Below are 13,472 nucleotides of genomic sequence, written 5' to 3' on the forward strand. Positions count from 1 at the left end.
GAAGTTTCGCTATGACAATTTCACAAAAATTACGCCTTGCATTCATCGCCGCCATTGTGGTGCCATTATTGATCATTGCAGTCATTATCATTACTCAAACAAGACAGCTCGCGGTAGATAAATTTGTTGAAATGAGCAGCCGAGAGGCGCAGCAAATCGACAATGGTATCAGTATGTTTTTCGATGAGGTGGCAAAGAACGTAACCTATTTGGCCAATCACCCAGATGTGCTTAACGGGCGCAGTCAGGTGTCAGTTTATAAAGATAATAACACGACCGAGCAAATGACACCGGACTCTGGTACTGAGGTTGAACAGCGCATGTTTGAGTTGTACCAACAATTTGGTACATCCCACCCAGGGATCTCTTATATTTACTTTGGGAACCCAGAAGGTGGCTATATTCAGTGGCCAAAAGGTCAGGTCAGTGCAAGGTATGATCCGCGCGGGCGTCCTTGGTATACAACGGGTAAAGAAAAGAATGGTCAGACAGGTTTAACCGACGCCTATTATTGGGAGCCAGATGATACGGCAATTATCTCCACCGTCAAAGCGGTACAGTCAGGCGGTCAACTTGTGGGTGTCCAGGGCATGGATGTGTCGCTTAAAGGGCTGACAGATATCATCAAGAATATTCGTTTAGGTGAAACAGGATATTTGATGCTGGAGGAGGACAGCGGCACCATTTTGGTTAATGCCAAGCACCCAGAATACACGTTTAAGCACATTGATGACGTTGAAAATGGCTTGTACACAGAGCTGAACCGCAGCCCAGATGGGTTGTTTGAGATCACCATAGATGGCGTCGAATTTTTCTCTAACATCTACACATCCAAGACGCTTGGCTGGAAATTTATCGCGTTTGTTGAGCAGCAAGAGGTCATGAGCAAAGCCAATCAAATGAAGCTCACAGTATTGATCATCAGTGGTATCTTAGTGGCTATTTTCGTGGCAATGGCGACGTATATCGCTAACTTACTGTCTGGTCCAATTGTCAATGTAAGTGATGGTTTGACCGCTATTTCTCAAGGCGGTGGTGATTTGACGAAGCGGCTGGAGGTCACCACCAAAGACGAAACGGGTAAACTCGCAGAGAGCTTCAATCAATTCTTAAACTTGATAGCGCAGCTGGTGCAGCAGATCAATCATTGTGCGCAACAGGTGAATCAAACGGCGCTGACTACGGCTGGACAGGCGGATGAATTGACAGGCTCTACCAGTGCGCAGCAGCAATCGTTGGAGATGGCGGCAACGGCCATTAATGAAATGGCCGCCACTGCGAATGAAGTGGCCTCCAGCTGTGCGAATGCCGCAGAACTTGCAACCCAAACCCAGCATGCCTCGGAGCTGGGCCAAACAGTGATCACAGAAACGGTAGACAGTGTGGCTGAACTGTCTGGTGTTATCAATCGCGCCACCTCAGATATCACCAAGCTCGACAGCGAAAGTGAAAACATCATGTCAATTTTAAGTGTGATACGGGGTATTGCTGAGCAGACCAATTTGTTGGCGTTGAATGCGGCAATTGAAGCTGCTCGGGCTGGAGAGCACGGACGGGGGTTTGCCGTGGTGGCTGATGAAGTGCGTGCTTTGTCGCAGCGAACTTCGGAGTCGACGGAAGAAATTGCATCTCAATTAGATAAATTGCGTAAGATGACAGAAGGCGTTTCTACAGATATGACCAATAGCTTGGAGAGAACAGAAAAAACAGTCGAGCTCACGCACTCCGCACAGAACCAGTTTATTGAAATTACGCAGTCGATTCAAAATATCAGTGACCTAAATACGCAAATAGCCACTGCGGCAGAAGAGCAGCAGCATGTTGCCGAAGACATTAATCGCAATGTGGTAGAAATAAAAAATGCGGCAGACAGTGTTTCTCTCATCGCGAGCGACACCTGTGACAACGGAGACAAAATGACGGGTCTGTCGAAACAGCTGACCGAGTTGGTTGGCAAGTTTAAAGTTTAGTCTGAGATAGACCTAAGGTGCTGTTATTTTGTACAAAATTGTTGAAGATCATTCATAGTGTGTAAATCAGGTTTACTCTGTGCTGGTGGCTCGGTAATGTAAGGACAGTTGAATTAAAATGAAAGGTGGAGCATGGAATTTTCCGACTCAGTAAAATTAGCAAGAACCGACACTGGACTTGAGTATTTTGATGTGAAAAGTCCTCTGTGTCAGGCGAAGATTTTTTTGCAAGGTGCGCAAATTACAGAGTTTATCCCGACAGGCAAAAGCGACCTTATGTGGGTGTCGGCAGACGAAGATTACCAAGAAGGTAAATCAGTGCGTGGTGGGATCCCGATTTGTTGGCCATGGTTTGGTGTGCATGAAAACGCGGACTGGCCTGCTCATGGCTTTGCGCGCAAAGTAGTGTGGCGTGCAGAGCAGGTAACTGAAACCTCAGACGCTGTGCGTATTTCGCTGTCATTGCCTATGATGCAAGTAGACAAACAATATTGGCCACATGAGTCTAAATTGGAAGTGGAGTTTATTTTAGGTGAGCAATTAGAAGTCAGACTGACCAATACCAACCTTGGAAAATCGCCTTTTTCACTGACACAAGCACTTCATACTTACTTCCCAACTTCGGATATTAAAAACACCACGGTTGATGGCCTGCAAGGTGCAAAATATATTGAGTTTGGCGAAGGGCCATTTGATCAATCAGATAAAGTGGGTTTCGCCCGTGAAACCGACATGGTGTATACCCAGGCTGCGCCAGTGCAGAGTATCCATACGCCTGAAGGTGTAATTGAGGTTGGGCGTGAAAACTCGACATCATGTGTGCTTTGGAACCCGTGGATAGAGAAATCAAAGCGTTTGAGTAATTTTCAAAATGAAGAATACTTGGGCATGTTGTGTTTAGAAGCGGCCAATGTACTTGAAGACACTGTCACGGTCGAGCCCGGTCAAAGCCACACGCTTTCAACCACAGTCCGCTGGCGTTAAGCTTTTCCTCCTGCCTTGAATTATCGTATCCTAACGGAAAAATACTGCTAGGATACACCCATGCCTTTGCCCCGCATTTTGATTGTTGACGATAATGTCGAAGTACGATTGAGCGCTGCTTACTTTTTGGAAGACCAAGGCTTTGAAGTCATTGAAGCTGATTCCCCCAGTACGGCGAAGCAGCTACTGAGCGTGACATCTTTCGATATCATTTTACTTGATATGAACTTTGCGAGAGACACCACCTCCGGGCAAGAGGGCTTAGACTTTTTAACTTGGTTGCAAGCACAGCAGGGGGCACCAGCTGTATTGTGTATAACAGGGTGGGGTAGTGTTAAACTGGCAGTTAAAGCACTACAACTTGGTGCCAGCGATTTTATCGAAAAGCCATGGCAAAATGCCGCATTACTGGCTTCAATTCAGCAGCAACTCGCCTTACAAAAAAAACAACAAACTCAGTTAAACCAAGCACTGCAACCAGAGCAGGAAACAGATATTGAGTTTGTTTGGCAATCTGCTTGTATGCAGGCGCTTGAACGCAAATTATCTCGCGTGGCGCATTCAGATGCCGCTATTTTATTGTGCGGTGAGAGCGGTGTGGGGAAAAGTCATTTGGTGTCATGGCTGCATCAGCACTCTGCGCGCGCAGGCGGTCCGTTAGTGAGTGTCAATATGGGGGCACTGTCAGAGTCATTATTTGAAAGCGAGTTATTTGGCCATGTCAAAGGTGCTTTTACAGACGCAAAGCAAAATCGTGTTGGGCGCTTTACCATGGCCTCAGGCGGCACGCTTTTTATGGATGAGATTGCGACCCTCTCGATGCCGCTACAAGCCAAACTATTACGTGTATTAGAAACGGGCGAGTATGAAGTGTTGGGGAGCAGCAAAACCGTTCGCAGTGATGTGCGACTAATTTGTGCCACCAATGCGGATCTGCCGCAAAACGTTGCACTGGGGACGTTCAGACAGGATTTATTTTATCGTATGAACACCTTGGTATTTGAACTGCCGCCACTGCGTGAGCGTCAAGTTGATATTATTCCCCTCGCGTCCTACTTATTGGCAAAACATGCGAAACGTTATGGCATGGCCACTAAGCCAATGGATGGTGAAGTGATTCATGCGCTGCAAACATACCCATGGCCGGGCAACATTCGAGAACTAAGTCATGTCATGGAGCGTGCTTTGCTGATGAGTGAAGGGAGTCAGATTGCGCTACAAGATTGCCAGTTACGACTCGCTCAGCGACCTAGAGCTGCGGGTATAATGGCGGATAGTCCAGCTGAAGCCACAGGTACATTAGCACAGATGGAAAAGCGTATGATCATGGATGTCATGGCACAAGAAGGCGGTGTGACCAGCCAAGCAGCCCAAAAACTGGGGCTTACCAAGTCGTCTTTGTACCGCCGACTAGATAAATATGGTTTGAAGCATGCTGAGTAACTTTGAGCGATCGCTCAAGTTATACCTAGTATTGCTCAATGCATTGATAGGTGGTTTGTGCGCTGTCATTGGGTTGAAACTGTCTTTAAGTGTTTGGCTTACTGCGACGTTAGCCATTGCAATATTTGCCAGTTGTCAGTGGATATCGAACCAAGTGTTACATCGCCTTGTCGGTATTTTTAAACGGGCCAATATTCAACTCGAAGCCATGCAGCAAGCGGATTTTACGCACCAGATAAACCCACACTTCCAGGCTGGTCACATCGCCCGTTTTGAACGTGAATTGGTGGCGCTGAGTGAGTGCATGCATCAACAAAAAGCGCTTTATACTAGTCACATGTTGATTATTTATCAGCTAATAGACAAGCTGCCTAGCCCAATTTGGGTGTTTGATGAAAATGAAACTCTTAATTATGCCAACCCTGCGTTTAGTTTAATTTATCAAAAGCCGTGGCAGGATGAACGCGGTCGTACGGCAGAAACATTGGGTTTGTTTGCAGTAGATAACCAGTGGTGCTTTTCCAGTGATAGGTTAAATGCACAATGGTCACTAACCAGCAGTGAGTTTTATGAGCAGGGTAAACGTTATCGCCTTGTGATCGCGACGGATATTCGTCGTGCACTTCGCCATCAAGAGTTGGCAGCATGGCAGCAGTTAATCCGTGTGATCAGTCATGAGATCCACAATACGCTGACACCTGTTAGCTCTTTGGCGCAAACTTTACAGGGGAAAGTGAGCGTAGCAAGAGATGCGCATGCACTTAAGGTGATAGAGCAAAGGTGTGTGCATTTGCAGCAATTTGTCTCACGATTCAGTGAGCTGTCTAAACCTCTAGAACTGCATTGCCGAATGGTTGAATTGCATGACTTATTGATATCTGTCAAAGCGTTAATTGGGCAAATGTATGATGATCAAATCATACAGCTTGATTGCACTGTTCGTGACTGCCGATGCGATCCTCAGCTGTTTGAACAAGTGTTGATTAACTTGCTGAAAAATGCTGCCGAAGCAAACTTAAGTCACACCCCCACGGGTTCCACTATTGGTCTTAGTGCGCATTATCAAGCGGGACATGTAGTGATAAGCATCACAGATCAAGGGGGGGGATTTGCGAACTTAGACAATGTCATGACGCCGTTTTACTCGACAAAAAGCACTGGCCAAGGTATTGGTCTAACCCTGAGTAGGCGCATCATTGAGCAACATAATGGCAGTATGATAGTAAGCAATGGTTTACAGGGAGCAGAAGTAAAAATCACCCTCCCTAGTTGATAATAATTATCATTACCATATAATTAACATGAATCGAGAGTCAGAGACAGTCTAACAGGACGTTTCTGCATTTGACTTACCTGAGGAGTGTATTGTGTTGGTGTTATATCCGTTTATCGCTTTTCTTGTTATGACGTTTGCCTTAAAGCATCTTCAATTGCCTTTGCAAACCAAGCGTTGGCTCAGTCGAGTGAGCGTTTGGGCTGTTGCTGCGGCCATGGCAACCGCAAAGTTTACCTTGGGGCTCAGCGCTTTGTTTTCCATGGTGGCTTTTGTTGTCGTCGGTGCGATTTTAACCTTGTTTACTTCACTCGGCGCGATGGCGCGCAACGATTAACTCTTTCTTGATGTCGAAAATTGGCATAAGGTCTACTAAACAGTAGGGTCGTACCAAGGATTTTCGATGTATAGCAGGATACATGGTATTTTAATCGTACTTGTGTTCTTTGTCTGTGTGCCCGCTTTGGCAAAGACACAGGGTTGGCAATCAATTCAAAGCCCACATTTTCGCGTGCACTATCAGCCGCAGCATCATTCTTGGGCGAGCGCTGCTGCCATTGAGCTTGAAGTGGTGAGACAGCGTGTTCTAGTGCAGCAGAACCGGGCACTGGATGTCACAGTTGATGCCATTGTGATCGATCCCTTTAACTTACCCAATGGCTTCGCGCTGCCAAGCTCTGATAGTCCTTTTATGGCTTTATATGTCACGCCGCCGCAATCTGATATGGCAATTTCACATAGTCCAAGTTGGTTGAAGTTATTAGTGCTTCATGAATATATTCATCTGGTGCATTTGTCTCAGCCCAGTCGCCATACATTAAAGCAGACGCTACGAGATCTGAGTGACAGTTATGACTTAGCAAGCGCCGTGTTGCCGCGCTGGGTGGCTGAAGGCTATGCAACGTTGCAAGAATCTAAGTTAACAGGTAAGGGGCGTTTGTATGACAATTACAGTGAAGCACTGTTGCGTGCTTATGCACGCCACGGGGCATTACTACCTTATCATTCACTGAGTGATGGAGATGGCAGCTATCGCGCAAGTGCCATGGCCTATTTGCTCGGGGCTCGGTTTCTTGCTTGGTTGGAGCAAGAATATGATGAAGCGACCCTAGATGCGGTTTGGACGCGTGTTAATGCCGTTGAGGGTCGTAATTTCGAATCTGCATTTGCTGGTGTATTTGGCAGGTCTGCGCTGCAGCTTTATCGCCGTTTTATCGCCGAGTATACGCATCAAGCAATGTTATCAGCGCCTCAAGCACCGTTGGTGGATAGCCAAGAAGTGATGCAATTTGATTTTGCAGCGCGTGATGTTCAGTTCTCAACGAACAAGCAAAAATTTTTGGCTGTAGAGTCGAGTCCATCGTCAGAAATCACATTAAATGTGTACCAAAGTGAAGAAGATCAGGCTGCTGTTGCAGAATTTGAGCAGCGTCAAGCAGCACTGCTCAAGGCTGATCCTGAAGACATTCCAGATAAACGGCCCGACTCATTTTCCCGAAAGAAGTTGGCGTCTTTGGTGCCGGTAAATTTTTCCGGAATTTACCATCCTCAGTGGTTTGATGAAGACACCATCTATTTTGTTGCAAGAAAAAAAGTCTATGAAGGCTGGCAAAATGCTTTGTTTAAATGGCAAATTGAAGCGGATAAAGTGGTGAAAATAACGAATACGCTGGGGATACGTCGTTTCACCATAGTAGACACATCAACACTCATTGCCGAGCGAGTTGAGCATGGTTATTCGCAATTAATTCAGCTCAACTTGTCTGATCAAAAGCAGACGTCACTGTCATCATATGAGCTGGATACCGTGTATGATTATCCGCTTATGAGCCCCAAAGGAGCGCAGCTTGCCTACTTGAAAACAGACCAAACTGGTCTGTGGCGATTATATGTTGCTAAGAATCATGCTTTGAATGCTGATCACATTGCAGTGCCTGTCCCAGACGAAGCCCAATATGTGACATCACCGCGTTGGGATAACGAAGGCACGGGTTTGTATTTTATTGCTGGCCACCAAGGGGCTTTAGGTGTGTATTACTATCACTTAGCCAATGAGCAATTGGTGCAATTAAGTCTAGGTGAGTATGTCGTTGAAGCACTTGTGGGCGAGTATGACTCACAACTTTGGTTTATTGAAAGCACACCTTATGGCACAAAGCTGAGTGCCTTAACAGAGATAGATACACTTAAAGCTCAGCAGCCAAAAACCACACAGCCAGCGCCATTTGTTGCATCGCAGTTCAAAGCACCCGAGCAAGTCAAAAAATTACCCACATCATGGTCTACTGGGCCGTATACATCAAAGCCACAGGATTGGTCATTGGCACTTTCTGTGCAAAGTGCATCAGCCAGTACGCAATTAGTGAGCTTCGCACTAACTGGGGCAGACATACTTAAACAGCAGAGCTGGCAAGTCGGCGTGAGTAAGTCACTATTTGATGACGTATTACTCGGGGGGTATGCTGATTTTGCGTATCAACGCGATGACATAAAACTCCGTAATCAGCTGAAGCTGTATCAGTTAGATATCGCAGAGCAAAGCCTTGATCCTAAGAGGCAGCAAGCGCAACACGGATGGTCAAATACATTAGATGTGTCTTTGGCACATGTTTGGCAAAAGTGGCGCTGGCAACCTTATTTAGGCGGTGTGGTAGAAAAGCACCGATATCACGAGACTGCGCATAGTTATTGGCTAGGTCAACGGGTGTCTTTTCATCACAATCAACAGCAGTTTGCTTTTAATGCGGCGCTCGATGGTGCCAAAGTGTGGGGAGAGAATGCCGGTCATGACATCCAATTCAACAGTGAAGCTGTAATATGGGATTGGCCCGTTTATGCCCGGGCTGACAACCGCTATCGCCAGCATCGAGTCATGGAAATAGGTGGATTTGCGACTAACAGCCTATATACAGGTGTGGGTGCAAGCCAGCAGCCTATTACCGCGCTGCCTTTTTGGTTTGATACTGGAAATCATTACCTAGGCTATGAGTTTGCTACTAGTTGGCGCACTGGGCGGCCACGTTTATATTATGCGCAGCACCACTTAGATAGTGTGCGAGTAGCCAATAGTTGGGGAGTAAAATGGCAGCTTGAGTTGAGTGAGCGCATCTTGGGGAGTGCGGCTAACTATGCACCTGCGGGCATCTCAAATATGCGCCTTGATATTGGGTTTGCGCGTTTGTCTGCACAGCAGCATGATAAAGAGTGGCGAACTTGGCTGGGGCTTTGGCACCCTTGGTAAAACATATCTTTGAGCATGAAAAAGGCGAGCTGTTGCTCGCCTTGCTTAATTGGTTGGTTTGAAAATAGCTAGAGTTTATTCCGTATAGGTCGCTACCAGCTTCAGGTTCGCGTAAGCACTATAGCCTCGTATCATCACCCAGTACTTACCTGCGCCACCTGTGAGACTACAAGACTCGCTATTACCCCATCTGTAAGGACGGCAATCATAGGTAGAGGTGGTCGGCTTGCTGTCTTTTCTAACATACAAATCGGCATCCCCTGAACCGCCAGAAATACTGACTTGCACATTAGACGCGCCAGCTGGTAAGTCTAAGTAATAAAATACAGTGTCTGATTTAGCGCCACTCAACCCTTCTTTTGCGACACCATTGATAAGTTTGGCTGGGTCGTCATTTGGGTCAACCAGTTGAATTTGCTTCGAGGTTGTCGCCGATGCACCGGTTGCATCCGTGACCGTTAATGAAACCGTGTACTGACCGTAAGATACATAATCATGTGTTACATTGGCACCAAAGCCATTGCTCGATGCATCACCATAACTCCATTCATATTGGCTGATTGTGCCATTAGGTGAACTGGATGCGCTGCCATCAAAATTACAGCTCAATGCGGTGCAGTCAGCCGTGAACTGAGCGACTGGTATCGGATCGCTGTTGTTATCCCCATCAGGGATCTGATTGTTGAAATGGTTGGCGACTTTTGGCCAGATCAGGCTGACTTTCGCCCCTTTGTTGTGACAGCCACCAAGATGGTGCAATGCAATGACCTTGTTAGTTGCAGCTGCCAGTACAGGAGAGCCCGAAGAGCCACCAATGGTGTCACAGTAATAGCCTAAATCAGTACCTGTACCACGGCCGTTGGCATTGGCATTATTGACAGAGCAGAGTCCATTGGTATCGCGATCTGACTCAATGGACAGCTCTTTCGGATTACCTGAGCCGTGCTGTGGGATGTAAATACGTTCACCTTGTGTGGCATCTCGTACATCAAGACCAAAGTAGCCAAACGGCTGTGCTTTTGCAAAATCATTGATGGTGAAGAGCGTATAATCTAGCGTGTAATCTGTCGATAAGAAATCTTTACCCGTCACTTTGACAACGGCTTCACGTGTTGAGCCATTACATGAAGTGTGCTGATAGTTAAACCATACTTCGGTATTGCTGAGTTTAGATGCACTCTCAACACAATGATTATTGGTAAACATGCGGTTATCAGGACCAACACGCCAACCTGTACATAGGCCACTGCCATTCATTAATAGGCGTGCCACAGGACGGCTGCGCTCAAACTCTGTTGGATGAGTATTGGCCCAGCACTGCACATCTTTTCTTTCCATCGCTCCACAAGTAGAGCTGATCCCAACATCGGTTGCAGGTGCAAGCTGTGGTTCGTTTTCAGTACCGTGGTCATAGTAGTCGATGATGGCACTTTGGTTTGTCGTAACTTGGCTGCCAGGTGTGTATTCTACGACTGCTGTTTCAGCAGAGATAGACATGGCAGAGAAGCTTGTTACACCATCATCAGCTTGGGCAAGTGTTGCTGCACGCATATTGTGTTCTGTGTATTCATAGCGCTCACTCCCATCTTTTGAGCGCACAACTAGCTTGCCACCACCGGCCAAATTAATGTTTTTGAAATGCAGTTTGATATAACTGGCATTAGGGTGTGTCACTGTTTGAGTGAGCGTTTGGCTGACATTGCTGGTTGTCATTGCTGCCATTGCTTGAGGTTGGATCACCAAATTTAGTTCAGCACGCTGACCAATGATGGCCATACTGGCTTTGCTAGTATATTGCATCATTTGTGCTTCGGTGAGTGCAGTGGTTTGCGCAAAGCAGCTCGCTGAGGCAAGTCCTAGCGCAGATAGTAAATAACGAGTTTTCATTTATGTTCCTTGTTAGTTGTGTTGAGTAATATTTAAACAACAACAAACAAGGTAATCTTATAAATCGCAATTGTAAAGAAATTGATAATAAAATATTTTTATGGTGTTTATTTTCAGCGTTGGGTAGCCATACTGTTATTCAATTTCAAGCACATAAGGATGACGATAGCGCTTGTATATTCAGGCTTCGCCGAGTTGCATAGCAATATTGACAAGCCGCTTTTCATGGCATTGCTTGCTTATGCTTTTTATTTCTCAATACCATCAATTTTATACAGTTTTAAGAGATAACCGGTGATAAATCATTTTAGATATATCGTGTGGGACGCGTGTTGTGTGAATTTGAAATTAATGAGTTTTTATCAACAGGTCCGGGCACGTACCAGTTGGTAATCGGCATGTCTTCTTCTTTTTATTGTTGGCGCAAAGGTGTTAAGTGAAAAAGAGGGCAATGTGGATTTTATGCTTTTGATAAGCCTTCTTATTTTCCGATTCCGGAATCGAATTGACATTGCTTCGATTTTGGGGGGAATATCATGCTGTTGATTTTTAAGTTTCTGATATTATTGTTTTTTATTTTTGGTACAGTTTTCGCTATTCCTTATCTTCAGTAAGTATCCTTTTTTGATACGCATGACTTACGAGAAGAACTACATGGATATACCAGTACCGAAAAAAACGTCTTTTCCTCTACGCCATAAGTGGGCGGTCGGTTTGTTGGCTTGCGCTGTGATAATTGCCGCGCTATGGGCATCATTGTTGGATAAAAAAACATATTTAGAGCGACACTCACTGATGATTGATACCGTCAAGCATGGTGCGCTGTCGGTAACCGTCGATGCATTTGGCACCTTGGTCAGTGCTGAGCAAAAAATTATCACGGCAACAAGCCCTGGCGTGGTGATAGACATTAAGCACAAACCGGGTGATGTCGTAGCGCCAGGTACCGTGATCGCGCGTTTGGAAAACGCAGACTTAGAATTGGATTATAAGCGTGCGCAGCAACAAACGGCTGAAACGCAAGCTGAGCTGCAGCAATTGGATTTGCGCCAGCAGCGGGAACTGCTGGTTGAGCGCTCAACCATTAATCTGCTAGAAGGGCAGCTGGCTACTCTGTCTTTTCGTTTTCAAGCGCAAAAAGACCTTGCTGAGCAGGGGATTATTTCTCAATTATCATTTCTTGAAACACAGGCACAACTGCGCAGTGTGACAGGTCAAATTGACCATGCTAAGACGCGTTTATCACAGTTACAAGCACTGCACCGAAGTACTTTGCAGGTGATGCAAAAGCGGGTCGCTTTATCACAACAAGAGTTGGCATCATTGGTGTCCAAAGTGGCCATGCTCTTGATTACCGCACCGAATGACGGTGTCATCGAGCGCATGTCTTTAGAGTTAGGAGCGCGCATTGCGATGGGTGATCATATTGCAACCTTAGGTGACCAAGCAGGGCTGATAGCACAGTTACAAGTGAGCCAGTCTCAAGCTGGTTCTGTACAAGTTGGCCAGCCAGTAGATGTATTTGTTGGTGACGCTGTATTAAACGGTGAGGTGCTGCGGATTGATCCTGTGGTCTCTCAGCACAGCGTTAAAGTAGAAGTGAGTTTGCCCGAATATGAGCACTTGGATCTGCGGCCCAAGCAAAGCATTACAGCGTCAATTGTCATCGACACAATAGAAAACACCCATTATATTCGCACGCCGGTTATGGAGCTAAGTACACTGTCTGTTGATATGTACAAAGTGCTTGAGACAGGTCAAACAGAGCTTGTAGAGGTGCAGTTAGGTCAACGCAGTGAGCGTTATGTGGAAGTAAAAAGTGGTTTGCAAGCAGGGCAGTCAGTTGTCATTTCAGATCTCGATGCGCTGGCAAAAGCAAGACAAGTCGTGGTTATTGAGTAGGAAGGAAGATGCAAAATATTATTGAAATGCAGGAAATTGGTAAGGTATTCACTACGGCTGATTTTCAAACACATGCACTTAGAAATATCAATATGACAGTGGGTAAGGGAGAATTTGTTTCAATATCTGGTCCCTCTGGGTGTGGTAAGTCTACTTTGTTGTCTTTGATGGGACTGTTAGAGCCAGCGTCATCAGGTCGCTATTTATTGGCAGGTCAACAAGTAGATAATCTCACATTCGATCAGGCGGCTAGATTAAGAAACCTGCATATTGGCTTCATCTTCCAATCATTTAATCTCGTAGATGGGCTGTCGGTATTCGATAATGTGGCGCTGCCATTACGCTACAGCGTGCCTAAAATCAATCGGCATGACACTCAGCAACGGGTGCAATCCTGCTTGGAAAAAGTTGGTTTGTCTCATCGCAGTACCCACCGCCCAAATCAGCTCTCAGGTGGACAACAGCAACGCGTGGCTATCGCACGTGCATTGGTGACTCAGCCCAGTATTTTGTTGGTGGATGAAGCAACAGGCAACTTAGACTCTAAAAGTGGTGATGCGGTGATGAAGCTCATCAGTGACTTGCATCAGCAGGGCACCACGATTTGCATGGTAACGCATGATCCGCGTTATGCTGATATGGCATCACGTCGTGTCCAGTTATTTGATGGTGAACTGTTAACCACGGTGAGCAGATCATCCAGTATGGCAAATACGGTCTTTGGCCCTCTATAAATCGGCTTTTGATATCCACAGGAGGGCTTGGAAAAGAT

General features: G+C 46.1%; 9 protein-coding genes. 8 read left to right on the forward strand and 1 reads right to left on the reverse strand.

Annotated features, from left to right (window positions below; all coding sequences use genetic code 11):
• Positions 1-11 precede the first annotated feature (11 nt).
• The 6 genes from N477_RS08770 to N477_RS08795 all read left to right on the forward strand — a co-directional run bounded on the left by N477_RS08770 (position 12) and on the right by N477_RS08795 (position 8,911).
• Complete coding sequence (locus tag N477_RS08770; RefSeq protein ID WP_063359968.1) at positions 12-1,970, forward strand: methyl-accepting chemotaxis protein; 1,959 nt, start codon at positions 12-14, stop codon at positions 1,968-1,970.
• Positions 1,971-2,102: 132 nt separating this feature from the next.
• Entirely contained in the window at positions 2,103-2,954 is an 852-nt protein-coding gene (locus tag N477_RS08775; protein ID WP_063359969.1) for a D-hexose-6-phosphate mutarotase, read from the forward strand.
• A 60-nt stretch (positions 2,955-3,014) separates the two neighbouring features.
• A complete protein-coding gene (locus tag N477_RS08780; protein ID WP_063359970.1) occupies positions 3,015-4,397 on the forward strand; it encodes a sigma-54-dependent transcriptional regulator in 1,383 nt (460 codons plus the stop codon).
• Positions 4,387-5,670: a sensor histidine kinase gene (locus tag N477_RS08785; RefSeq protein ID WP_063359971.1), complete on the forward strand. Its 1,284-nt coding sequence runs from the start codon at positions 4,387-4,389 to the stop codon at positions 5,668-5,670. Before N477_RS08780 ends, N477_RS08785 begins: the two co-directional genes overlap by 11 nt.
• 94 nt (positions 5,671-5,764) lie before the next feature.
• Complete coding sequence (locus tag N477_RS08790; protein ID WP_063359972.1) at positions 5,765-6,007, forward strand: hypothetical protein; 243 nt, start codon at positions 5,765-5,767, stop codon at positions 6,005-6,007.
• 66 nt (positions 6,008-6,073) lie between these two features.
• The gene (locus N477_RS08795) at positions 6,074-8,911 is read left to right on the forward strand and encodes a TolB family protein (RefSeq protein ID WP_063359973.1); all 2,838 of its coding nucleotides are present in this window, start codon (positions 6,074-6,076) and stop codon (positions 8,909-8,911) included.
• A gap of 75 nt (positions 8,912-8,986) precedes the next feature.
• Here N477_RS08795 and N477_RS08800 read toward each other — a convergent pair whose 3' ends face one another.
• Positions 8,987-10,798, reverse strand: coding sequence for a PKD domain-containing protein (locus tag N477_RS08800; protein ID WP_063359974.1), 1,812 nt, complete (start codon positions 10,796-10,798; stop codon positions 8,987-8,989).
• 654 nt (positions 10,799-11,452) lie between these two features.
• Between N477_RS08800 and N477_RS08805 the strand changes: the two genes are divergently transcribed.
• Both N477_RS08805 and N477_RS08810 read left to right on the forward strand, forming a co-directional pair.
• Complete coding sequence (locus N477_RS08805) at positions 11,453-12,700, forward strand: efflux RND transporter periplasmic adaptor subunit (RefSeq protein ID WP_063359975.1); 1,248 nt, start codon at positions 11,453-11,455, stop codon at positions 12,698-12,700.
• A gap of 8 nt (positions 12,701-12,708) precedes the next feature.
• Positions 12,709-13,434, forward strand: a complete 726-nt coding sequence (locus N477_RS08810) for an ABC transporter ATP-binding protein (RefSeq protein ID WP_063359976.1) — start codon at positions 12,709-12,711, stop codon at positions 13,432-13,434.
• Positions 13,435-13,472 lie beyond the last annotated feature (38 nt).

The sequence above is a fragment of the Pseudoalteromonas luteoviolacea H33-S genome (assembly GCF_001625695.1).
Lineage (GTDB): Bacteria > Pseudomonadota > Gammaproteobacteria > Enterobacterales > Alteromonadaceae > Pseudoalteromonas > Pseudoalteromonas luteoviolacea_B.

Coding starts and splice junctions, on each gene's coding strand:
- N477_RS08770 (WP_063359968.1), top strand. CDS start 12: ATGACAATTTCACAAAAATTACGCCTTGCATTCATCGCCGCCATTGTG.
- N477_RS08775 (WP_063359969.1), top strand. CDS start 2,103: ATGGAATTTTCCGACTCAGTAAAATTAGCAAGAACCGACACTGGACTT.
- N477_RS08780 (WP_063359970.1), top strand. CDS start 3,015: ATGCCTTTGCCCCGCATTTTGATTGTTGACGATAATGTCGAAGTACGA.
- N477_RS08785 (WP_063359971.1), top strand. CDS start 4,387: ATGCTGAGTAACTTTGAGCGATCGCTCAAGTTATACCTAGTATTGCTC.
- N477_RS08795 (WP_063359973.1), top strand. CDS start 6,074: ATGTATAGCAGGATACATGGTATTTTAATCGTACTTGTGTTCTTTGTC.
- N477_RS08800 (WP_063359974.1), bottom strand. CDS start 10,798: ATGAAAACTCGTTATTTACTATCTGCGCTAGGACTTGCCTCAGCGAGC.
- N477_RS08805 (WP_063359975.1), top strand. CDS start 11,453: ATGGATATACCAGTACCGAAAAAAACGTCTTTTCCTCTACGCCATAAG.
- N477_RS08810 (WP_063359976.1), top strand. CDS start 12,709: ATGCAAAATATTATTGAAATGCAGGAAATTGGTAAGGTATTCACTACG.